Source organism: Mesorhizobium sp. WSM4837 (assembly GCF_055811435.1).
The window spans coordinates 41,316-62,580 of the sequence record NZ_JBVVQE010000012.1; the positions used below are offsets into that span (position 1 = coordinate 41,316).

Sequence of the window (21,265 nt, forward strand, 5' to 3'; positions counted from 1 at the left end):
ATCGGGAGGTTACGATGCCAGCGGCAACGCTCGACGCATTTCTGAATTCCTATCTCGGCCCGCCCGACGAACTGCGTTCGGCAGTCGTCGCGACCGTCCGTCAGCTGACGCAGGCCGCCACCAAGGTCCGCAACACCATCAATCAGGGGGTGCTCGGCACCGCCTTTGCCGGGACCCGCAGCGCCAATGCCGACGGCGACATCCAGAAGGATCTCGACATCTTCGCCGACGACATCTTCCTCGACGCCATGCGCCACGCTCCGGTCGCGCTCTACGCCTCCGAGGAACTGGAGCAGCCGGTCCTGCTCGACAGCCAGGCGCCTCTCGCCATCGCCATCGACCCGCTCGACGGCTCTTCCAACATCGACACCAACGTGTCGATCGGAACGATCTTCTCGCTCCTCCCTGCAACTGGCGCGCCGGACGAAAATCCGGCCGCCTCTTTTTTGCAGCCAGGCGTGAAGCAGCTGGGCGCCGGTTTCTTCATCTACGGGCCGCAGCTGGCGCTGGTCCTGTCGCTCGGCAGCGGCACGCATGTCTTCGTTCTCTCGACCAGGCTCGGCACCTTCGTCCAGGCCTACGAGAGCCGGATCATCCCGCAGCGTACCCAGGAGTTCGCCATCAACGCCGCCAACTACCGGCATTGGGACGAGGCGGTGCGGCTCTACATCGACGACTGCCTCGAAGGCACTGAAGGCCCACGCGGAAAGGACTTCAACATGCGCTGGATCGCCTCCCTCGTCGCCGACTGCTACCGCATATTGATGCGCGGCGGCGTATTCCTGTATCCAGGCGACAAGCGCAAGGGTTACCGCCAGGGACGGCTGCGCCTCGTCTATGAGGCCAACCCGATCGCCTATCTCATCGAACAGGCGGGCGGCGCCGCCACCGACACCATCACCCGCATCCTCGAAATCGAGCCCGAGGGCCTGCACCAGCGCGTGCCCGTGGTATTCGGATCGGCGCGCGAAGTCGCACGCATCACCCGCTACCACACCGAGCCCAGCGCGATCGGCGAGCGTGCGCCGCTGTTCAGCCGCCGCGGCCTGTTCAGGGCCTGAACATCATGTCGGCAAAGCACCCCATCATCACCATCACCGGGTCGTCAGGCGCCGGCACCACCTCGGTCAAGCGCATCTTCGAGCTGATCTTCCGGCGTGAGAACATCGACGCCGCCTTCATCGAAGGCGATGCCTTTCACCGCTACGACCGCGCCACGATGAAGATCAAGGTGGCCGAGGAGGAGAAGGCCGGCAATCCGAACTTCACCCACTTCCATGCCGAGGCCAACGAGCTCGCAATCCTCGAAGAGGTGTTTGAGGAATATGGCCGCCGCGGAACCGGAAAGACCCGCACCTACATCCATGACGAGGACGAGGAGAAGCAGTACGGCACGCCGCCGGGGCAATTTACCGAATGGCGCGAATTCCCGCCGAGCGACCTGCTCTTCTACGAGGGCCTGCATGGCTGCGTCGTCACCGACAAGATAGACCTGGCCAGGCATGCCGACCTCAGGATCGGCGTGGTGCCGGTCATCAATCTCGAATGGATCCAGAAGATCCATCGCGACCGGGCAACCCGCGGCTATTCCACCGAGGCGGTGATGGACGTCATCCTGCGCCGCATGCCGGATTATGTCCGCTACATCGTCCCGCAATTCTCGCAGACCGCCATCAACTTCCAGCGGGTGCCGATCGTCGACACGTCAAACCCGTTCATCGCGCGCTGGATCCCGACGCCCGACGAATCGATGCTGGTCATCCGCTTCGCCAATCCCCGCGGCATCGATTTCCCCTACCTGCTTTCGATGATCCACGACTCGTTCATGTCGCGGCCGAATTCCATAGTGGTGCCAGGCAACAAGCTCGATCTTGCCATGCAGCTGATCCTGACGCCGCTCATCCTGCAATTGATCGAACGCAAGAACCGTGTGTCGTGAGGAGGACGCCATGAACAGCCAAGCAGCAGCCCTGAAGCCCGTCGCCGCCGTCTCGGAGCGCGACATGGCGAACGCCATTCGCGCACTGGCGATGGACAGCGTCCAAAAGGCCAATTCCGGTCATCCGGGCATGCCGATGGGCATGGCCGACGTTGCGACGGTGCTGTTCAGCCGCTTCATCAACATCGATCCGTCGGCGCCCAACTGGCCCGATCGCGACCGCTTCGTGCTTTCGGCCGGGCACGGCTCGATGCTGCAATATGCGCTGCACTACCTGCTCGGCTACGAAGACATGCCGATCGAGCAACTGCAGCGGTTTCGCCAGCTGGGCAGCCGCACCGCCGGACATCCCGAATATGGCCATGCGCTTGGCATCGAGACGACGACCGGTCCGCTAGGGCAAGGCATTTCGACCGCCGTCGGCATGGCGCTGGCCGAGCGCATGCTTGCTGCCCGCCACGGCGCCGATCTCGTCGACCATTTCACCTACGCGATCGCCGGCGACGGCTGCCTGCAGGAAGGCATCAGCCACGAGGCGATCGACCTTGCCGGTCACCTGAAGCTCGCCCGGCTGATCGTCTTCTGGGACGACAATGCGATCTCGATCGACGGACCGACGTCGCTGTCGACATCGATGGACCAGCCGGGACGGTTCGAAGCCGCCGGATGGCATGTCCAGTCGGTGGACGGCCACGACACGGAAGCCGTCGCTGCGGCAATCGAAGCGGCGCAGCAGTCGGACCGGCCGTCACTGATCGCCTGCCGAACGGTGATCGGCAAGGGCGCGCCCAATCTGGGCGGCTCGGAAAAGACGCACGGCGCGCCGCTGGGCGATGCCGAGATCGCCGCGACGCGCGAGAACATCGGCTGGGCCTGCGCGCCGTTCGAGGTGCCGGACGACATCCTGTTCGCCTGGCGCGAAATTGCCGAGCGCGGGCAAGCGGCGCGGCACGCCTGGGAGCAGCGGTTTGCCGCCTCGCCGCAGCGCCAGGCCTTCGAGAGTGCGGTCGCCGGCACCCTGCCCGACGCGGTCTTCGAAGCGCTCGGCGCTTTCCGCAAAGAGCATGTCGAAAAGGCGACCAAGGTCGCAACGCGAAAAGCTTCCGAGATGGCGCTCGGCGCCATCAACGCCGCAACCGAGCTGACCGTCGGCGGCTCCGCAGACCTGACGCATTCGAACCTGACGATCACCAAGGGCATGGATCGCATAGCGCCTGGTGCCTATGCCGGCCGCTACATCCACTACGGCATCCGCGAGCATGGCATGGCCGCGGCCATGAACGGCATCGCGCTGCATGGCGGCTTCGTGCCTTATGGCGGCACCTTCCTGTGCTTCGCCGACTATGCCCGCGGCGCGATGCGGCTGTCGGCGCTGATGGGCCAGCGCGTCATCTATGTGATGACGCATGACTCAATCGGCCTCGGCGAGGACGGCCCGACCCACCAGCCGATCGAGCACCTGGCGATGCTGCGGGCGACGCCGAACCTCAACGTCTTCCGGCCGGCCGACATCATCGAAACGGCAGAGTGCTGGGAACTGGCGCTGAAGAGCAAGAACCGGCCGAGCGTGCTGGTGCTCTCGCGGCAGAACCTGCCGATGCTGCGCCACACAGATAGCGAAGAGAACCTGTCCAGCCGGGGCGCCTATGTCCTGCGCGAGCCGGCCGGGCACCGCGCCGTGACGCTGATCGCCACCGGATCGGAGGTCGAGATCGCCGTTGCCGCCGCCGAACGGCTGGAGACCGAGCACGGCATCGCCGCCGCCGTCGTCTCGATGCCGTGCTGGGAGCTGTTCGAGGAACAGGATGCCGACACCCGCAAGGCGGTCCTCGGCTCGGCGCCGCGCGTCGCCGTCGAAGCCGCAGCACGGCTCGGCTGGGACCGCTGGACCGGCGACACCGGCGCTTTCGTCGGCATGGCCGGTTTCGGCGCCAGCGCCCCTGCCCCGGATCTCTACCAGCATTTCGACATCACGCCCGAAGCCATCGCTGCAGCGGCGCTGAAGCTCATCATCTAGGAAGGACCCCAAAAAATGGCCCGCATCACCCTTCGCCAGCTTCTCGACCATGCCGCCGAGCACGGCTACGGCGTTCCGGCATTCAACATCAACAACATGGAACAGGGCCTTGCCATCATGGAGGCGGCCAGGGCCTGCGACGCGCCGGTCATCATCCAGGCCTCACGCGGCGCCCGCTCCTATGCCAACGACATCATGCTGGCCAAGATGATGGAGGCGTTGACCGAAATGCATCCGGCCATACCGCTCTGCATCCATCAGGACCACGGCAACAACGAAGCCACCTGCCTTTCGGCGATCCGCCACGGCTTCACCTCGGTGATGATGGACGGCTCATTGATGGCGGACGCCAAGACGCCGGCGAGCTACGACTACAACGTCGCCATCACCGAACGTGTCGCACGCATGGCGCATTGGGTCGGCGCTTCCGTCGAAGGCGAGCTCGGCGTGCTCGGCTCGCTGGAAACCGGCCAGGGCGAGGCCGAGGACGGGCATGGCGCCGAAGGTGTGCTTTCCCACGACCAGCTTTTGACCGATCCCGATCAGGCGGTCGACTTCGTCACCGCCACCCGGGTCGACGCGCTGGCGATCGCCTGCGGCACCTCGCACGGCGCCTACAAATTCAGCCGCAAGCCCGACGGCGGCATCCTCGCCATGCAGGTGATCGAGGCGATCCACGAAAAGCTGCCCAACACGCATCTGGTCATGCATGGCTCTTCCTCGGTGCCGCAGGAACTGCAGGACGTCATCAACCGATATGGCGGCGAGATGCCCCAGACCTTTGGCGTTCCGGTCGAGGAGATTGAGCGCGGCATCCGGTACGGCGTGCGCAAGGTCAACATCGACACCGATTGCCGCATGGCCATGGCCGGGCAGTTCCGCCGAGTCGCGACGGAGGACCCGCGCGAATTCGATCCGCGCAAATTCCTGAAACCCGCCATGGATGCCCTGCGCGACCTTTGCCGCGATCGTTTCGAGCGCTTCGGCACCGCGGGCAACGCCTCGAAGATCAGGGTCATCGCCATGGACGAGATGGCCAAACGTTATGCCGCGGGAAAACTCGACCCGCAAATCGCAACCGCGAAAGCCGCCTGAGCGGCAAACAGGAGACCTGTCATGAACAAGATCGACATGCCGTCAGCTGGCACGCTCAAGGAAGGCAAGGAACGCTACAAGTCGGGCGTCATCCCCTACAAGAAGATGGGCTACTGGGAGCCGGACTACCGGCCCAAGGAGACCGACCTGATCGCCATGTTTCGGATCACGCCGCAGCCAGGCGTCGACCACGAGGAGGCGGCGGCCGCCATCGCCGGTGAATCCTCAACCGCGACATGGACCGTGGTGTGGACCGACAGGCTGACCGCCTGCGAGCTCTACCGCGCCAAGGCGTTCAGATCCGAGCCGGTGCCGAACACCGGTCCCGGCACCAAGACCGAGCAGCAGTACTTCGCCTACATCGCCTACGACCTCGACCTGTTCGAGCCGGGCTCAATCGCCAACCTGACCGCATCGATCATCGGCAACGTGTTCGGCTTCAAGGCAGTCAAGGCCTTGCGGCTCGAGGACATGCGCATCCCGGTGGCTTACCTGAAGACCTTCCAGGGCCCGGCGACCGGCATCGTGGTGGAACGCGAGCGGCTCGACAAGTTCGGCCGGCCGCTGCTCGGCGCGACGACGAAGCCGAAGCTTGGCCTGTCAGGCCGCAACTATGGCCGCGTCGTCTACGAGGCGCTGAAGGGTGGCCTCGACTTCGTCAAGGACGACGAGAACATCAACTCACAGCCGTTCATGCACTGGCGCGACCGCTTCCTCTACTGCATGGAGGCCGTGAACAAGGCGTCGGCCGCCACCGGCGAGGTCAAGGGCCATTATCTCAACGTCACCGCCGGCACGATGGAGGAGATGTACGAGCGCGCCGAATTCGCAAAACAGCTTGGCTCCTGCATCGTCATGATCGACCTGGTCATCGGCTACACGGCGATCCAGTCGATGGCCAAATGGGCACGCCGCAACGACATGATCCTGCACCTGCACCGCGCCGGCAACTCGACCTATTCGCGCCAGAAGAACCACGGCATGAATTTTCGCGTCATCTGCAAATGGATGCGGATGGCCGGCGTCGACCACATCCATGCCGGTACCGTTGTCGGCAAGCTGGAAGGCGACCCGCTGATGATCAAGGGTTTCTATGACACGCTGCGCGAGGAGCGCACGCCGCAGAACCTCGAAACCGGGCTGTTCTTCGACCAGGACTGGGCCTCGCTCAACAAGGTGATGCCCGTCGCCTCGGGTGGCATCCATGCCGGCCAGATGCACCAGCTGATCCATTATCTCGGCGAGGACGTCGTCCTGCAGTTCGGCGGCGGCACGATCGGCCATCCGGACGGCATCCAGGCCGGCGCGACGGCCAATCGCGTCGCGTTGGAGGCGATGATCCTCGCCCGCAACGAGGGCCGCGACTATCTGCGCGAGGGCACCAAAATCCTCGAACAGGCGGCCAGATGGTGCACGCCGCTGAAAGCTGCCCTGGAGACATGGAAGGACGTCACCTTCAACTACGAATCGACCGACACGGCCGACTTCGTGCCAACCGCAACGCCCAGCTTCTAGACGAAAGGAACCGTCGCCATGATGACCAATCCGGGAAACAAGGTCACGCAGGGACAGTTTTCGTTCCTGCCCGACCTGACCGATGAGCAGATTTCGGCGCAGATCAAATACGCGCTGAAAAACCACTGGGCGGTCAGCGTCGAGTACACGGACGATCCGCATCCGCGAAACACCTATTGGGAAATGTACGGCAACCCGATGTTCGACCTGAAGGACCCGGCGGGCATCCTGCTTGAAGTCAACAATTGCCGGAAAGCCATGCCCAACATGTATGTCCGGGTCACCGCCTTCGATTCGAGCAAGGGCTGGGAAGCGCCGCGCATGTCGTTCATCGTCAACCGGCCGCCCAACGAACCCGGGTTCCGGCTGCTGCGCCAGGAGCGCGACGGCCGCAGCCAGGGCTATTCGATCGTGCCTTATGCGACCGACAGGCCCGAAGGCGAGCGGAGCTAGCCGAAACCATGCTGGACGCGATAGCAAAGGGCACTGCCGCGCCGGACGCGCCGGTCGATCTGCAGGCCGAGTTCGAGGCGTCCAACATCGATGAGGTGCTGGGCAAGCTCGACCGCGAACTCGTTGGCCTGAAGCCCATCAAGACCCGCATCCGCGAGATCGCGGCGCTGCTCCTGGTCGACCGGCTTCGCCGCAAGTTCGGCCTGACCTCGGGCGCGCCGACCCTGCACATGAACTTCACCGGAAACCCCGGCACCGGAAAGACCACCGTGGCGCTCAGGATGGCCGAAATCCTGCATCGTCTCGGCTATGTCCGCGAAGGCCACATGGTCGCAGTGACGCGAGACGATCTCGTCGGCCAGTATGTCGGCCACACCGCGCCCAAAACCCGCGAAGTGATCAAGCGCGCCATGGGCGGGGTGCTTTTCATCGACGAGGCCTACTATCTCTACAAGCCCGAGAACGAACGTGACTACGGCCAGGAATCGATCGAGATCCTGCTGCAATGCATGGAAAACAACCGTGACGATCTGGTTGTGATTCTTGCCGGTTACAAGGACAAGATGGACCGCTTCTTCAATAGCAATCCCGGTATGCGCTCGCGCATCGCCCACCACCTCGATTTTCCCGACTACGGCGTCGGCGAGCTCAAATCGATCGCCGAGATCATGCTGGCGGAACAGAATTACCGTCTCAGCGAGGCGGCGGCCAAGGCGCTCGAAGAGTATCTGCCGATCCGCATGCGGCTGCCGCATTTCTCCAACGCTCGCTCGGTCCGCAATGGGCTCGACCGGGCGCGGCTTCGCCAGGCCAACCGGCTTTTCACGTCGCGCGACCGGGCATTGACGAAGACCGACCTTATCACCATTGAAGAATCCGATATTCGCGGCAGCCGCGTGTTCGCGGAAGGCAAGCTCGAAGGCGAACCGGAGACGAAGCCGCGCTGACAAGACGCCGGTTGGCGTGCAGCGATCGAACGCAAGACAGAATGGGAGCCGACCATGGGTACCAAGACAATCATCGCCCCCTCGGTGCTTTCTGCGGATTTCTCGCGGCTCGGCGACGAGGTCGAAGCAGTCGTCCGGGCGGGTGCCGACTGGATCCATCTCGACGTGATGGACGGCCATTTCGTGCCCAACATCACGTTCGGCCCGCCGGTGATCAAGGCGATCCGTGACCGAACCGACAAGGTCTTCGACTGTCACCTGATGATTGCGCCGGCCGACGCCTATCTCGCCGCCTTCGCCGAGGCCGGCTGCGACATCATCACCGTGCATGCCGAGGCCGGGCCGCATCTCGACCGTTCGCTGCAGGCGATCAGGAATCTCGGCAAGAAGGCCGGCGTGTCGCTGAACCCGTCGACGCCGGAAAGCGTCATCGAATATGTGCTCGACCGGCTCGATCTGGTGCTTCTGATGACGGTCAATCCGGGTTTCGGCGGCCAGGCTTTCATTCCGGCGGTCGTCGACAAGGTCAGGCGGGTCAAGGCGCTGATCGGCAATCGCCCGATCGACATCGAGATCGACGGCGGCATCACCCCCGAGACCGCCCCGCTGGTCACCGCGGCCGGCGCCAATGTGCTGGTCGCCGGCTCGGCTATCTTCAAGGGCGGCAGCGAGGCGGCCTATCGCGCCAATATCGGCGCCATCAGGCAGGCAGCCGACGGCGCGATCCGGAAAGCCGCGTAAACCATTTCATCGGAGGACGACATGGGGGCAATCCCACCTGTCTGCGATTTCGGCTGGCAAGCCATCGATGCCGTCTTGCCCGGTGTCGACGGCAAATCGCATTCGATCTTCAGCCATGCCGGCCCGAACGGGCTGGTGGTGGCCTTCATCTGCAACCACTGCCCTTATGTGAAGGCGGTGATTTCACGCATCGTCCGCGATGCCAGCGACCTCAAGCCCGAAGGCATCGGCTTTGTCGCGATCAGCTCCAACGATGCCGACGCCTATCCCGATGATTCCTTCGACAACATGAAGCTCTTCGCCAGGGCGAACGGCTTCACTTTCCCCTACCTCCACGACGAGCGCCAGACGGTGGCGCGTGCCTATGGAGCCGTTTGCACTCCGGATTTCTTCGGGTTCAACAGCGAATTGACGCTGCAATATCGCGGCCGGCTGGACGCGGCGCGGCGCGACGCTGGACCGCCCGGATTGAGACGCGACCTTTTCGAGGCGATGAGACAAACTGCCCGGACCGGCGACGGACCGCTGGACCAGATCGCTTCGATCGGCTGCTCGATCAAGTGGAAGGATGCTGCATGAACGTCGGCATGAGTAGGCCGTTTCGATCGCCAAAGGCGATCCTGTTCGATCTCGACGGCACGCTGGTCGATTCGGCGCCCGATATAACCGCCGCCGTCAACGAGCTGCTGGCCGGCCGCGATCTGTCGCCGCTGCGCCTGGAACAGGTCAGGGCGATGATCGGCGGCGGCGTCAGGAAACTGATCGAGCGAGCCTTCGCGGCATCCGGCGCGCCGCTCCTCGGCAGCGCGCTCGATGAAGCCAACCGTGCCATGGCGCCGATCTACCGCAGGCATCTGACCGGCCTGACGACGCTGATGCCCGGCGTCAGGGAGGTTCTCACCCACTTCCACTTGAGCGGAATAGCGATGGGCGTGGTGACCAACAAGCCGCAGCTGGCGGCTCGCGAAATCCTGCTGCATTTCGGGCTGACGGAGCATCTCGGCGCGATCGTCGGCGGAGACGCGGTAACTTGCCTGAAACCGGCGCCCGACGCTCTGCTGCTGGCGCTCGACCAGCTTCAGGTCGAGCCTCGTGACGCACTGATGGTCGGAGACAGCGGCGCCGACGTGGCCGCCGCCCGCGCCGCCGGCATGCCGGCTATCCTGCTGCGTGGCGGCTACACCCAAATTGCCGTTGAAGCGCTTGGCGCCGACCTGGTTTGCGACGGCCTGCTCGACCTGCCTTCCGCCATGCGCAGGCTGCAAGACGCCGCTTGACCGGCGCCAACCAGTGCGGGCGCCGGCCGCACGCAGTTTGCGAACGGCCGGCGAAGTCGCGTTACTCCTGCGGAAAAACCGGGTTATTTGGAGTATTGCTTCAGATAGGCGATGACGTTGGCGAGATCCTCGTCCTTCTTGAGACCGGGAAACGCCATCTTCGTACCTTTGATCATGCCCTTCGGGTCGCGAAGATAATTCGTCAGCGTGGCTTCGTCCCATTTGACGCCGGATTTGCCCGCCTCGGCCATCGGTTTGGAATATTTGAACCCCGGATGCGTGCCGGCCGTCCGGCCGATAACGCCGCTTAACGACGGACCGATCTTGTTCTTGTCCTCGTCGACGACATGGCAGGCCTTGCATTTGGCGAAGACCTTCTCACCCGCGGCGGCATCCTGTGCCTGCGATTGGTTTGTAATAAACGTCGCAACGGACACGACGGCGAAAAATGCGACTGCACGCATGGCATTTCCTCATTGATCGTCAAGGTGCCCTGGACGATTAGCGCATGCCTTTGTCTGATCATCGGCATGCATCGTTTTATGCAGAGCGAAAACGTCTCCCCTGTGGAGTTGCAGCGCCTGCACCCTGGAAGCTACCCGGCAGATGAGCGATGTCAACCATGCAGCGGTTCGCACCAGGCAATCGTTTCGGACAAAGGAGCGCGTCCAAGTCGTATTGGCGACTGTCGACGACGGCGCTGCCCCTCATCCGCCTGCCGGCACCTTCTCCCCGTATAGGGACGGGGCGAAGGGGGGCTGGCCGCAACGTCGGCGCCCTTTCTGCGACGCTGGAGATTGGCGAAATCCTTTGCAAAGGCGTCTTTCTCCCCGTCACTGTACGGGGAGAAATGCCCGGCAGGGCAATGAGGGGCAGCGCAAACGGACTCGATTGTCTTTGCGCTGATCTGCGCCAATGACCCGCATCGAGGCGGGTTTTTTGTTTCAGGTATCGGCGCCCCCCAAGTTCAGAGCGCGCTCGGCTCCGGTAGACCCAATCCATTCCCGTTGTTGACGGCCATCGGGCGAGCGCGTAGCCTCAAACCATTCCGGTTTTCCATGGGCACCTCGGGACTCCGGCAGTTGGCGATTTTGTCCAGGCTCGCGGATCGGGCCGGAACTCGTCAAAGCGGGCGTCTTCAAGCGCGCAAGAGGTGCTGAATGGATATGGTCGACCTCATATTGACGGTTTGCCTGATTGCCAATCCGGGCAATTGCCGAGACGAACATCTCTATTTCGAGAGCCGCGGCTCTCTGTTCCAATGCATGATGCTGGCGCCCACCGAAATCGCGAAATGGTCGCAGGAACACCCGACCCTCAAGGTCAAGCGCTGGAAATGCGCGTTCCCGAACAAAGACCGTGCGATCTGATCGGCGCCCGGCCGGTTGCGGCCCCGGGAGGAGACATCATGATGATTTCGCGTCGAGGAACGCTCCGGCTGGCGGCTCTTGGAGCAGCCGCGGCACTTGTCCCAAAGCCCTCCTTCGCCACAACGCCCGCCTTCGCCACGAACAGGGTTCGCATCGGTGTGCTGAAATTCGGCACCGTGAGCTGGGCGCTTGACACGATGAAGCACCACAGGTTCGACGCAGCCAACGGCATCGATCTGGAGATCCTCGATTTCGCCGGCGAGGATGCAACCAACGTCGCCATGCTGGCCGGCGCGATCGACATGATCGTCTCCGACTGGCTGTGGGTCTCGCGCCAGCGCTCCGAAGGAGTCGACCTCACACTGGTCCCCTATTCGACCGCCGTCGGGGCAATCATGGTGAAGGAGGGAGCGCCGATCCGCACGATCACCGATCTCAGCGGAAAAAAGCTCGGCGTCGCCGGCGGACCTCTCGATAAAAGCTGGCTGCTGATCCAGGCGCTGGCCAGACGCGATCACGGCCTCGACCTGGCGGCAACCAGCGACATCGTCTTTGGCGCGCCGCCGCTGATTTCGGAAAAGGCGATGCAGGGCGAGCTCGATGCGGTGCTCAATTTCTGGCATTTTTGCGCCCGGCTCGAGGCCAACGGCTTTCGTCGGCTGATCGGCGCCGACGCTGCGGCGAAAGCGCTCGGGGCCGCGGGCGCCGTATCGGCGCTCGGCTATGTCTTTCATGACAAATGGGCGAACGACCATCCGGACGCTATCAGCGGCTTCATCAAGGCTTCGGCGCAGTCCAAGGACTTGCTGGCCAGATCCGACGATGAGTGGCTGCGCCTTGCGCCTGATATCCGCGCGCAAGGCGAGGAACTGGCAAGACTGCGTGACCGCTATCGCGAAGGCATTCCCAGACGCCCGGTCGCCGAGGATGCGGCCGACGCCGGCAAGCTCTATCGTGTGCTGGCCGAGATCGGCGGCGAAAAGCTGGTCGGCCGCGCGCCGGAGATGGCGCCCGGCACGTTCTGGCAGGTACCCAAGCAATGAGCGCACCTGATACCGGCGATCGCCCGCCTGGCGCTGCGGCCGGCATGTCCAGCCAAGTCGGCCTGGCAGCGGCGCTGACACCGGTGCTGACGGTCGCGGTCTCTCTGCTCGGGCTTGGCCTGCTGTGGGGCCTTGCGGCAAATGCCTGGCCGAGCCGTGCCTTTCCAGGGCCGGGACAGGTCTGGCAGGTGCTGCTCGCAGAGGCGGCGAACGGCGATCTTTTCTACCATCTCGGCGCCACGCTCGGCCGGGTTGCCGCGGCATATGTCGTCGCGATGGTTGTTGGCTCGGTCATCGGCGTCCTCCTCGGCAGCCACCGCAGCGCAGACCGGTTCTTCGCTCCCTGGGTGGTCCTGTTCCTCAACATTCCCGCGCTGGTGGTCATCGTGCTCGCCTACATCTGGTTCGGCCTCAACGAAGCGGCGGCCATTGGCGCGGTTGCCGTCAACAAGATCCCGAATGTCGTGGTGACGATGCGCGAGGGCGCCAGAGCGCTTGATCCGAGTTACGCCGAAATGGCCGCCGTCTACCGCTTCGGTCTCCTCGACCGCGCCCGCCATGTCCTGCTGCCGCAACTGCAGCCCTATCTTGCCGCCGCCTCACGATCCGGCATCGCTCTCATCTGGAAGATCGTCCTGGTGGTCGAACTGCTCGGCCGCTCCAACGGCGTCGGCTTCCAGATCTATCTTTATTTCCAGCTCTTCGACGTCGCCGCCATCCTTGCCTACACCCTGACTTTCGTGGCGGTGATGCTTGTCATCGAACTCCTTCTGGTGCAGCCCGTTGAACGACATGCAACCCGTTGGCGCCGTCGTCCCGCTTAGGGTCGACATCGCCGAAAAGACTTTCAGGTCCGCGCAAGGCGTCTCGATCACGGCGCTCCAGGACCTTTCCTTCGAGGTCCGGCAAGGCGAATTCGCCTGCTTACTGGGGCCGTCCGGCTGCGGCAAGACCACGACGCTGCGCATCCTGCTTGGGTTGGACAAGGACTTTTCCGGCTCGTTCCAGCTGCCTGAAGGCGGCTCCGACCGGATCGCCGCCGTGTTCCAGGAGCCGGTCTTGCTGCCGTGGCGGACGGTGGAGCAGAATGTCAGGCTGGCGCTGCCGAAAAGCCTGAGAACGAAGAACCTCGACGGGCTGTTCGACACGCTCGGCCTCGCCGGCATGCGCTCGCTCTATCCGGCCGAGCTTTCGCTCGGCCTTGCACGCAGGGCAGCGCTTGCCAGGGCCTTCGCCACCGAACCGGCGGTGCTGTTCCTGGACGAACCCTTTGCCTCACTCGACGAACGGACCGCCGAGCGGCTTCGGCACCTGCTTTTGACCGTGTGGTCGGCGCGGCCCACGACCGCCCTGATGGTAACCCACAATCTGCGCGAGGCCCTGATGCTGTCGGACCGCATCATCGTGCTCGCGCAGCGGCCGGCCCATGTGCTCGGCATGTTCGACGTAAGGCTGCCGCGGCACTATCGCAATCCACAGGTGATGAGCGACCTTTTGCGGTCGTTCCAGCAAAAATTTCCGGGCGTGGCCTGATCGCCTTACAGTTCGGAATTGGGAGGAAGCCATGCCGATCGACAGGATACGACGCAAGCTTGTGAACGGCTTCGCCTGCACCGCGGTCAGCGCCGCGATGCTGCCCTGTTGCCTCGGGCGGGCCGCTGTCGCCGCAGCCTACGGCCTTGAATTCAAGCTCAGGAAAGTCGCCGACGGCGTCTTCGCTTTCCAGGGCGTCGATGAATTGATGAGCGCCGCCAACCAGGGCGCGATCTCCAACCTCGGCGCCGACGACGACGCCGTCATCGACAGCGGCGGCAGCCTGATTGAGGCGAACGCCCTCATCGCCGCGATCGGCAAGATAAGCGCCAAGCCGGTTCGCTACCTGATCAACACCCATATGCACCCCGACCATGTCTTCGGCAACGCGGCGTTCCGGCAGATCGGCGCCACCATCGTCGGCCACCACAATCTGCCGCGTGCCCTCGAGGCGCGCGGTGCCTTCTACCTGCAGAGCTTTCGCGAACAGATCGGCGACGCGCTTATCAAAGGGATCGAGATCATACCGCCGACGATGCTGGTCGACGATCGCCTGCAGCTCGACCTCGGCGGACGCGTGCTCGAATTGCAGGCATGGAAGGCGGCTCACACCGACAACGACCTGACCGTCTTCGACAGCGCGACCCGCACGTTGTTTGCCGGCGATCTGGTTTTCATCGGTTCCTTGCCGACGCTCGACGGATCGCTGCTCGGCTGGCTCCGCCAGATGGATGGGCTCGCCGCGATTGGCGCCACGCGCGTCGTGCCGGGTCATGGCCCGGTGCCGGCCGACTGGCCGGCGGCGCTGACGGGAGAGCGGCGCTATTTCGAGATTCTGGCGCGCGATATTCGCAAGGCGATCGCCAACGGGACGCCGCTCCGCGACGCCGTCAAGACCGCCGGCGCAAGCGAACGGGGCAATTGGCATCTGTTCGACGACTACAACGAGCGCAATGCAACAGCCGCCTTTGCCGAACTCGAATGGGAATAGACGACAGTGACATGCGCTGGACGTGATGAAGTTGGGGCAATCGATTCAGGTCGGCGCTGCCCCTCACCCTTACCCTCTCCCCGTGAAAAACGGGGAGAGGGGGTCGCCAGCGTTGCGGCTAAGCCCCTTCTCCCCGTCCTTCACGGGGAGAAGTGCCCGGCAGGGCGATGAGGGGCAGCGCCGACATCGACAATCGATCGCCTTCGCACAGATTGGACGCCATCATCTGTCTGAATCGATTGCCCTGGTGATGAGATGGGATCGATTTGCCAACGCATCGTCAAGGGTCTATCCTCGACATCGGCCTGGGCACCACCTCTCTGACATTGGTGGAGGCATCGAAATGCAGAACCACGCTTACCGGAGCCGGCAGCTCGGCTTGCCGCTGGCGGCCGTCTTCGCCGCGATCATCCTGGCCATCGGCGCGCTCTTTGGCGCCTCCGGCGCCGCCAACGCCCAGCAGACAACCGCCTCTTCGGACAGGATCTGGCAGGATCTGAAAGGCGACGTGTTCGGCGATCGGGCAATTCTGGTCGATAGCGGCGTCGTCAGGATCGAGGCGCCGAAGCGGGCGCAGGATGCCGCCATCGTGCCTGTCGACATCTATATCGACCCGACCAAGGCGCCCGCCGGCATCAAATCCGTCACCTTGATCATCGACGTCAATCCAGCGCCGGTCGCGGCGACGTTCGAGATCGGCAAGGACGCCGGTGTGACACATCTGTCGACGCGCGTGCGCGTCGACGACTATTCCTATCTGCGTGCCATAGCAGAGACGCAGGGCGGCGAGCTTCACATGGCCCAGACCTTCGTCAAGGCGTCAGGCGGATGCTCCGCCCCGGCGCTCAAGAACCAGGACGAAGCGATGGCAACGATGGGGCAGATGAAGCTGCGCCAATTCCCGCCGCAAGAGACGATGACAAAGGCGCAGGAATTGCAGCTGATGATCCGCCACCCGAACAATTCGGGCCTGCAGCGCAACCCCTTGACCCAGTATTTCATCCCCGCGCATTTCGTTCAGAAACTGTCGGTCTCGCAGGCAGACCGGCTGATCCTGTCGATGGAAGGGGGGATATCGATTTCGGAAGATCCCAATTTCCGGTTCGATTTCACCGCGCACGGCACTGGCCAGATCCAGGTCGAAGCGATCGATACGGACGGCAAAATATTTCGCAATCAATGGCCGCTGGAGGCTACGGGGCTTTGAAGCCTCGAAACCGTATGCAGCCGCCGTCGGCGGTCTTACACAGCGTCTAAAAGCAGCGCACGTCGGCTTCCGCCTGCGCGCGCTTCAGTCCCGTGCTTGCGGCTTTTGCCGGCGCGCTTTCGCGGAACAGTCCCGAACGCTCCCCTGTCGTCAGGGACATGCTCTTGAAGGTCTCGGCCCTTTCATAGTCCTCGAATGGCAGGATCGAGGCGATGACGTCGATCGAGCAGGAACAGCTCTCCAGCGCCCGACGTGTCTGGCCATTCGTCTGCATGCAGCCGAGCACATAGTCGACAACCGTCACCGTCGGATAATCTGAGGCGGCGCCGGCCGGATTGGCGAAGGCCAGGGCCGACGTGAGCAACAGCGGCAAGCTCGAAAAGCCGACATATCTGATCATGGGGAACCTCCGATTGGCCCGGAACGTGACAGATCGAGCCCAATGGATCGAGACGGATCACCGCACCAGTTGGCCTCCTGTCGCCACGCCCGTCAAGTTCTCATGCAGGCCATATAGTACCAAAGGACAGGGCGGTCCCGGCCGGCAAAAGGCCTCCCCGACAGCACGAACATCGGCTCCGAATCCTGGTGCTGAGCTTGATTTCAGGTCTCCTCCACTATCGGCACCCGAAGCTACGCGCGCATACTTAAAATCATACGATCCAGCGAATATTCCCAAATAAAAATCAATACATTTTGCCCAAAAAATACGTAAAATTTAACCACTTATATAAATCGCGCTTCATCCACAGTCGATCAATAGCTTTCAGTCCGGATTTTTTCATATCTATTTCTCTATATTGCAGTGCAACATAGATGGAAGTGATTTTTCTTGCCTTCCTTCTGGGGATGACATAGCTTCATCCTGTTTCCGGCTTCAAGGGCGTCACCGTCAATTAGGGAGCGGCGACAGTCTTTCGTAGGCCAGGTGGGATGGGCAGTAACGGTGCCCTCTGCTCATTCGGCTTAGGTCGTGACACGCTGCCGGAAATACTTCCCCCACATGAATCGCTTGGGCAAGCCCTGGTGGGCTCAACGGACGATTCGTCATTGTGCACCCTGGGAGGACTTTGATGCGTGTATTAGCGAAAACTGCCTACCTACTAACGACCGCGGCGCTCATGTCGTTCGGCGCGGTCCACATGACGTCGGCCAATGAAGAACTGATGAAAATGGCCGAAAACCCCAAGGACTGGGTGATGCAGACGGGTGACTACGCCAACACCCGCTTTTCCAAGCTCAACCAGATCACCAAGGACAATGTGAAGAACCTGCAGGTCAAGTGGACCTTCTCCACTGGCGTGCTGCGCGGCCATGAAGGCGGGCCGCTGGTCATCGGCGATGTGATGTATGTCCACGCGCCGTTCCCCAACACCGTCTATGCTCTCGATCTCAAGAATGACGGAAAGATCCTCTGGAAATACGAGCCCAAGCAAGACCCGAATGTTATTGGCATCATGTGCTGCGACACGGTCAACCGTGGCGTTGCCTATGGTGACGGCAAGATCATCCTCAACCAGGCCGACACCACCGTCGTGGCGCTCGATGCCAAGTCCGGCAAAGTCGTCTGGACGGTCAAGAACGGCGATCAGATCGACGGCGGAAAGGGCGAATCCGGCACGTCGGCGCCTGTGGTCGTCAAGGACAAGGTTATCGTCGGCATCTCCGGCGCCGAATATGGCGTTCGCGGCCACCTCTCGGCCTACAATCTTTCGGATGGCAAGCTTGCCTGGCGGGCCTATTCGACGGGACCCGATGCAGAAACCCTGATCGATCCCGAAAAGACCACCCATCTCGGCAAACCGGTCGGCGCGGACTCGGGCACGAACACCTGGGAAGGCGAGCAGTGGAAGACCGGTGGCGGCACGACTTGGGGATGGTACGCCTATGATCCCAAGCTTAACCTGATCTACTACGGCACCGGCAATCCATCGACCTGGAACCCGGTCCAGAGGCCGGGCGACAATCGCTGGTCGATGACGATCATGGCTCGCGATGCGGATACCGGGATGGCCAAGTGGCTCTACCAGATGACCCCGCATGACGAGTGGGATTATGACGGCGTCAACGAGATGATCCTTGTCGACGGCATGGACATCAAGGGCGCCAAGCGCGATGTGCTGGTGCATTTCGACCGCAATGGCTTTGCCTACACCATGGATCGCGCCAATGGCGAGCTTCTCGTCGCCAAGAAATACGATCCGGCGGTGAACTGGGCGACGGAAGTCAACATGGACCCCAGCAGCGACCAGTACGGCCGCCCGCAGGTGGTGGCCAAATATTCGACCCAGCAGAACGGCGAAGACACCAACTCGACGGGCATCTGCCCGGCCGCGCTTGGAACCAAGGACCAGCAGCCGGCGACCTATTCGCCGAAGACCGGTCTGTTCTACGTGCCGACAAACCATGTCTGCATGGACTATGAGCCCTACAAGGTGAGCTACACCGCCGGTCAGCCTTACGTGGGCGCCACCGTGTCGATGTATCCTCCCCCTGGAGCCGACCACATGGGCAACTTCATTGCCTGGGATGCTGCCAAGGGCGAGATCGTCTGGTCCAAGCCCGAGAAATTCTCGGTCTGGTCGGGCGCGCTGGCGACCGAAGGCGACGTGGTCTTCTACGGCACGCTCGAGGGCTACATCAAGGCGGTCGATCATGACGGCAATGAACTCTACAAGTTCAAGACCCCGTCCGGCATCATCGGCAACATCACGGCCTACGAGAATGGCGGCAAGCAGTACATCGCCGTTCTGTCCGGCGTCGGTGGATGGGCCGGTATCGGTCTGGCAGGCGGACTGCTTTCGCCCGACAACGCCGCTGCCTGGCATGGCGCCGTCGATCAGGGCCGTGCGCAAGGCGACGAGGCTGCGGTCGTTGGAACTGCTGGTCTGGGCGCGGTCGGTGGCTACGCAGCACTTGCCGACTACACGACGCTGGGTGGCCAGCTCACCGTCTTCGGCCTCCCGGACTGATATACGGGAGCACGCCTCGGGCTTGTGAGAAGACCAAGGCTTGAAAAGCGAGAGCCCGGATCACCGGGAAGCCAGGACCGGGCTCTCAATTTCGCCGCGCACCCACATCGATCCATGCCGCTTCACGACAGCAAAACCGTGTGCAGGCGAAATCAAGAAATCAAGGAAGTAGCTGAATGACCGTTCGCATTGTAATTTCCGCTCTCGCCCTGGCGCTGCCTCTGGCAAGTTCAAGCCTCGCGCATGCCCAGGACAGCGCTGAAAAAGCCAAGGCGGTGACGGAAGAAGGCGGCAAGCATTTCGACGCGGACGGAAATCCGACCTTCAAGATCGAAAACGGAGCCGTCGACTGGTATACGTTCAGCGGTTACCGCCGGTATCACTCCGATTGCCATGTCTGTCACGGACCGGACGGCACCGGTTCGAGCTATGCGCCGGCCCTGCTCAACAGCCTGAAAACTATGGATTACGCCACCTTCATCTCGATCGTCGCCGAGGGCCGCAAGAATGTCGGCGGCGGCAAGGAAAATGTCATGCCTGCCTTTGGCGACAACAAGAACGTCTATTGCTACATGGATGATCTCTACGTCTATCTGCGTGCCCGCGCCGACGGTGCGGCGCCGCGCGGCAGGCCGCCGAAGAAAGCAGACAAGCCACAGGCAGCGAAGGATGCCGAAGCATCCTGCATGGGTGGATGATATGATTGGCCGTGACGCGTTGAAGCTGTGTTTTGTCCTGCCGATGCTCGGCGCACTCGCCTTGCTGTCTGCGAACGCCCAGGCGCAGGACGCCGGCCTTGGTGCCGCGGGCGAACTGGTCGACCCAGAAATTCTGCGCGTCTGCGCCGATCCTTCGAACATGCCGTTCACCGACGAGAGCGGCGAAGGCTTCGAAAACCGGCTGGCCGACCTGGTCGCCGCGAAAACCGGCCGAAAGTCCGTCGCCTATACATGGTTTCCTCTTGTCGCCGGCTTTGTGCGGAACACGCTGGCGGCCAACCGATGCGACATCATCATGGGCTATGCCCAGGGCGATGAACTGGTGCAAAACACCAACGCTTACTATCGCTCGTCCTACGTGTTGGTGCACCCGAAGGGCAACGGCATGGAAGGCGTCGAGACCATCGAGGATCCGAAACTCACTGGCAAGAGGATCGGCGTCGTCGAAAGCACACCGCCGACTGCCAACATGGCCGCCAACAAGCTCATGCGAACGGCAAAGATCTATCCGCTGGCGGTGGATACCCGCCTCACCCCCTCCATGGGGGAAGTCATGATCAAGGACATGCTCGCCGGCAAGATCGATGCGGCGGTCATGTGGGGACCGATGGCAGGCTACTACGCCAAGCAACTCGGCGCCGATCTCACGATCGTTCCGCTGGTGAAGGAAAAGACCGGCTCACGCATGTCATACCGCATCACCATGGGCGTGCGTCCATCCGACCAGGAATGGAAGCGGACGCTCAACCGGGTGATCAGGGAAAACCAGGCGGAGATCACCAGGATCCTGCTGGACTACGATGTGCCGCTGATCGACGAACACGATAATCCGATCACGCAATGACGAGAAACGCATGAAGGGAAAGGAGACGATTTTGCTGGTTGCCGCGAGCCTTCTCGGTCTGACCGAACCGATGTGGGCTGGCGATATCGCCGAGCCCGGTGGCTATCGGATGGACGACTATCGGGCGCCGGTGCCGCAGACGCTGCAGGGCGCGAAGGTCGTGACGACGGCGGAGGCGGAGGCGCTGTGGCGGGAGAAGAAGGCGGTGTTCTTCGACGTCATGCCTAACACGCCGAAGCCGGCTAATTTGCCGGCGGGAACGATTTGGAGAGCCAAGATCAGAAAGGACATCCCAGGCAGCACCTGGCTGGCCAATGTCGGTTACGGTGCTATCTCCGAGGAGACCGCCAACTATTTTCGCCAAGGCCTCGCGGCCGAAGCCGGTCCCGACAAGTCGCGTGCCATTCTGTTCTATTGCATGACGAATTGCTGGATGTCGTGGAATGCTGCGAAACGGGCCATCGAATGGGGCTACAGTTCGGTGATCTGGTATCCGCCCGGCGCCGATGGATGGGAACGTGCCAACCTTCCGCTGGAGGAAAGGAAGCCTTATGTGATTAGCAATTGAGCATGAGCATTGTTATTTTCTTGTTTTTCGACTT

Annotated in this window: 22 protein-coding genes; 20 read left to right on the forward strand and 2 right to left on the reverse strand. The window is 62.6% G+C overall.

The annotated features are described in order from the left end of the window. The first annotated feature begins 14 nt into the window (after positions 1 to 14). From AC0L3D_RS09380 to gph, 10 genes are read left to right on the forward strand one after another with little or no spacing between them, the layout of a single operon-like run. A complete protein-coding gene (locus tag AC0L3D_RS09380) occupies positions 15 to 1,061 on the forward strand; it encodes a class 1 fructose-bisphosphatase (RefSeq protein WP_023797695.1) in 1,047 nt (348 codons plus the stop codon). 5 nt (positions 1,062 to 1,066) lie between these two features. Then, complete coding sequence (locus AC0L3D_RS09385) at positions 1,067 to 1,939, forward strand: phosphoribulokinase (protein WP_287171229.1); 873 nt, start codon at positions 1,067 to 1,069, stop codon at positions 1,937 to 1,939. A 10-nt stretch (positions 1,940 to 1,949) separates the two neighbouring features. Next, positions 1,950 to 3,956, forward strand: a complete 2,007-nt coding sequence (gene tkt / locus AC0L3D_RS09390) for a transketolase (RefSeq protein ID WP_473643988.1) — start codon at positions 1,950 to 1,952, stop codon at positions 3,954 to 3,956. Positions 3,957 to 3,971: 15 nt separating this feature from the next. Beyond that, positions 3,972 to 5,051 carry a class II fructose-bisphosphate aldolase gene (fba, locus tag AC0L3D_RS09395; RefSeq protein WP_023797692.1) on the forward strand — a complete coding sequence of 360 codons (1,080 nt, stop codon included), beginning with the start codon at positions 3,972 to 3,974 and terminating at the stop codon, positions 5,049 to 5,051. Between the two features lie 21 nt (positions 5,052 to 5,072). Further along, positions 5,073 to 6,566 (forward strand): ribulose-bisphosphate carboxylase large subunit, encoded by a 1,494-nt coding sequence (locus tag AC0L3D_RS09400; RefSeq protein ID WP_023797691.1) that lies wholly within the window; start codon positions 5,073 to 5,075, stop codon positions 6,564 to 6,566. An 18-nt stretch (positions 6,567 to 6,584) separates the two neighbouring features. Then, complete coding sequence (locus AC0L3D_RS09405) at positions 6,585 to 7,019, forward strand: ribulose bisphosphate carboxylase small subunit (RefSeq protein WP_023797690.1); 435 nt, start codon at positions 6,585 to 6,587, stop codon at positions 7,017 to 7,019. Positions 7,020 to 7,027: 8 nt separating this feature from the next. Next, the gene (gene cbbX, locus AC0L3D_RS09410; RefSeq protein ID WP_023797689.1) at positions 7,028 to 7,966 is read left to right on the forward strand and encodes a CbbX protein; all 939 of its coding nucleotides are present in this window, start codon (positions 7,028 to 7,030) and stop codon (positions 7,964 to 7,966) included. A gap of 54 nt (positions 7,967 to 8,020) precedes the next feature. After that, entirely contained in the window at positions 8,021 to 8,707 is a 687-nt protein-coding gene (rpe, locus tag AC0L3D_RS09415) for a ribulose-phosphate 3-epimerase (protein ID WP_473643990.1), read from the forward strand. Between the two features lie 21 nt (positions 8,708 to 8,728). Next, positions 8,729 to 9,286, forward strand: a complete 558-nt coding sequence (locus tag AC0L3D_RS09420; protein WP_473643992.1) for a thioredoxin family protein — start codon at positions 8,729 to 8,731, stop codon at positions 9,284 to 9,286. Further along, a complete protein-coding gene (gene gph / locus AC0L3D_RS09425; RefSeq protein WP_473643994.1) occupies positions 9,283 to 9,984 on the forward strand; it encodes a phosphoglycolate phosphatase in 702 nt (233 codons plus the stop codon). Before AC0L3D_RS09420 ends, gph begins: the two co-directional genes overlap by 4 nt. Before the next feature lie 83 nt (positions 9,985 to 10,067). On the opposite strand, the gene AC0L3D_RS09430 is transcribed toward gph, so the two are convergent. Then, entirely contained in the window at positions 10,068 to 10,448 is a 381-nt protein-coding gene (locus AC0L3D_RS09430; protein WP_027151302.1) for a c-type cytochrome, read from the reverse strand. Between the two features lie 696 nt (positions 10,449 to 11,144). On the opposite strand from AC0L3D_RS09430, the gene AC0L3D_RS09435 reads away from it, so the two are divergent. The 6 genes from AC0L3D_RS09435 (at position 11,145) to AC0L3D_RS09460 (ending at position 16,128) form a co-directional block, all read left to right on the forward strand. Next, a complete protein-coding gene (locus AC0L3D_RS09435) occupies positions 11,145 to 11,354 on the forward strand; it encodes a hypothetical protein (RefSeq protein ID WP_027151301.1) in 210 nt (69 codons plus the stop codon). Positions 11,355 to 11,392: 38 nt separating this feature from the next. Then, a complete protein-coding gene (locus tag AC0L3D_RS09440) occupies positions 11,393 to 12,397 on the forward strand; it encodes an ABC transporter substrate-binding protein (protein WP_473643996.1) in 1,005 nt (334 codons plus the stop codon). A 44-nt stretch (positions 12,398 to 12,441) separates the two neighbouring features. Further along, positions 12,442 to 13,221 carry an ABC transporter permease gene (locus AC0L3D_RS09445; protein ID WP_473644035.1) on the forward strand — a complete coding sequence of 260 codons (780 nt, stop codon included), beginning with the start codon at positions 12,442 to 12,444 and terminating at the stop codon, positions 13,219 to 13,221. Continuing rightward, complete coding sequence (locus tag AC0L3D_RS09450) at positions 13,190 to 13,930, forward strand: ABC transporter ATP-binding protein (protein ID WP_128173417.1); 741 nt, start codon at positions 13,190 to 13,192, stop codon at positions 13,928 to 13,930. The genes AC0L3D_RS09445 and AC0L3D_RS09450 overlap by 32 nt, the downstream gene beginning before the upstream one ends. A 31-nt stretch (positions 13,931 to 13,961) precedes the next feature. Further along, a complete protein-coding gene (locus AC0L3D_RS09455; RefSeq protein ID WP_473643998.1) occupies positions 13,962 to 14,921 on the forward strand; it encodes a quinoprotein relay system zinc metallohydrolase 2 in 960 nt (319 codons plus the stop codon). Positions 14,922 to 15,264: 343 nt separating this feature from the next. Then, positions 15,265 to 16,128 (forward strand): quinoprotein dehydrogenase-associated SoxYZ-like carrier, encoded by an 864-nt coding sequence (locus AC0L3D_RS09460; RefSeq protein WP_473643999.1) that lies wholly within the window; start codon positions 15,265 to 15,267, stop codon positions 16,126 to 16,128. Positions 16,129 to 16,174: 46 nt separating this feature from the next. On the opposite strand, the gene AC0L3D_RS09465 is transcribed toward AC0L3D_RS09460, so the two are convergent. Beyond that, complete coding sequence (locus AC0L3D_RS09465; RefSeq protein WP_023797678.1) at positions 16,175 to 16,528, reverse strand: hypothetical protein; 354 nt, start codon at positions 16,526 to 16,528, stop codon at positions 16,175 to 16,177. A gap of 673 nt (positions 16,529 to 17,201) precedes the next feature. Here AC0L3D_RS09465 and AC0L3D_RS09470 point away from each other — a divergent pair. From AC0L3D_RS09470 to AC0L3D_RS09485, 4 genes are all read left to right on the forward strand, one after another. Continuing rightward, a complete protein-coding gene (locus AC0L3D_RS09470; protein ID WP_353682499.1) occupies positions 17,202 to 19,100 on the forward strand; it encodes a methanol/ethanol family PQQ-dependent dehydrogenase in 1,899 nt (632 codons plus the stop codon). A gap of 176 nt (positions 19,101 to 19,276) precedes the next feature. Continuing rightward, positions 19,277 to 19,798 (forward strand): c-type cytochrome, methanol metabolism-related, encoded by a 522-nt coding sequence (locus AC0L3D_RS09475; RefSeq protein WP_473628286.1) that lies wholly within the window; start codon positions 19,277 to 19,279, stop codon positions 19,796 to 19,798. Position 19,799: 1 nt separating this feature from the next. Continuing rightward, the gene (locus tag AC0L3D_RS09480; protein WP_473628287.1) at positions 19,800 to 20,663 is read left to right on the forward strand and encodes a quinoprotein dehydrogenase-associated putative ABC transporter substrate-binding protein; all 864 of its coding nucleotides are present in this window, start codon (positions 19,800 to 19,802) and stop codon (positions 20,661 to 20,663) included. Positions 20,664 to 20,673: 10 nt separating this feature from the next. Then, complete coding sequence (locus AC0L3D_RS09485) at positions 20,674 to 21,231, forward strand: PQQ-dependent catabolism-associated CXXCW motif protein (protein WP_287249896.1); 558 nt, start codon at positions 20,674 to 20,676, stop codon at positions 21,229 to 21,231. Positions 21,232 to 21,265 lie beyond the last annotated feature (34 nt).

Bases quoted from the DNA above. Each gene is read 5' to 3' on its own strand.
- AC0L3D_RS09400 (WP_023797691.1), top strand. From the start codon at position 5,073: ATGAACAAGATCGACATGCCGTCAGCTGGCACGCTCAAGGAAGGCAAG.
- rpe (WP_473643990.1), top strand. From the start codon at position 8,021: ATGGGTACCAAGACAATCATCGCCCCCTCGGTGCTTTCTGCGGATTTC.
- AC0L3D_RS09435 (WP_027151301.1), top strand. From the start codon at position 11,145: ATGGATATGGTCGACCTCATATTGACGGTTTGCCTGATTGCCAATCCG.
- AC0L3D_RS09420 (WP_473643992.1), top strand. From the start codon at position 8,729: ATGGGGGCAATCCCACCTGTCTGCGATTTCGGCTGGCAAGCCATCGAT.
- AC0L3D_RS09480 (WP_473628287.1), top strand. From the start codon at position 19,800: ATGATTGGCCGTGACGCGTTGAAGCTGTGTTTTGTCCTGCCGATGCTC.
- AC0L3D_RS09385 (WP_287171229.1), top strand. From the start codon at position 1,067: ATGTCGGCAAAGCACCCCATCATCACCATCACCGGGTCGTCAGGCGCC.
- AC0L3D_RS09445 (WP_473644035.1), top strand. From the start codon at position 12,442: ATGTCCAGCCAAGTCGGCCTGGCAGCGGCGCTGACACCGGTGCTGACG.
- AC0L3D_RS09465 (WP_023797678.1), bottom strand. From the start codon at position 16,528: ATGATCAGATATGTCGGCTTTTCGAGCTTGCCGCTGTTGCTCACGTCG.
- AC0L3D_RS09380 (WP_023797695.1), top strand. From the start codon at position 15: ATGCCAGCGGCAACGCTCGACGCATTTCTGAATTCCTATCTCGGCCCG.
- AC0L3D_RS09405 (WP_023797690.1), top strand. From the start codon at position 6,585: ATGATGACCAATCCGGGAAACAAGGTCACGCAGGGACAGTTTTCGTTC.
- AC0L3D_RS09470 (WP_353682499.1), top strand. From the start codon at position 17,202: ATGCGTGTATTAGCGAAAACTGCCTACCTACTAACGACCGCGGCGCTC.
- AC0L3D_RS09440 (WP_473643996.1), top strand. From the start codon at position 11,393: ATGATGATTTCGCGTCGAGGAACGCTCCGGCTGGCGGCTCTTGGAGCA.
- cbbX (WP_023797689.1), top strand. From the start codon at position 7,028: ATGCTGGACGCGATAGCAAAGGGCACTGCCGCGCCGGACGCGCCGGTC.
- tkt (WP_473643988.1), top strand. From the start codon at position 1,950: ATGAACAGCCAAGCAGCAGCCCTGAAGCCCGTCGCCGCCGTCTCGGAG.
- fba (WP_023797692.1), top strand. From the start codon at position 3,972: ATGGCCCGCATCACCCTTCGCCAGCTTCTCGACCATGCCGCCGAGCAC.
- AC0L3D_RS09485 (WP_287249896.1), top strand. From the start codon at position 20,674: ATGAAGGGAAAGGAGACGATTTTGCTGGTTGCCGCGAGCCTTCTCGGT.
- AC0L3D_RS09430 (WP_027151302.1), bottom strand. From the start codon at position 10,448: ATGCGTGCAGTCGCATTTTTCGCCGTCGTGTCCGTTGCGACGTTTATT.
- AC0L3D_RS09455 (WP_473643998.1), top strand. From the start codon at position 13,962: ATGCCGATCGACAGGATACGACGCAAGCTTGTGAACGGCTTCGCCTGC.
- AC0L3D_RS09450 (WP_128173417.1), top strand. From the start codon at position 13,190: ATGCAACCCGTTGGCGCCGTCGTCCCGCTTAGGGTCGACATCGCCGAA.
- AC0L3D_RS09475 (WP_473628286.1), top strand. From the start codon at position 19,277: ATGACCGTTCGCATTGTAATTTCCGCTCTCGCCCTGGCGCTGCCTCTG.
- gph (WP_473643994.1), top strand. From the start codon at position 9,283: ATGAACGTCGGCATGAGTAGGCCGTTTCGATCGCCAAAGGCGATCCTG.
- AC0L3D_RS09460 (WP_473643999.1), top strand. From the start codon at position 15,265: ATGCAGAACCACGCTTACCGGAGCCGGCAGCTCGGCTTGCCGCTGGCG.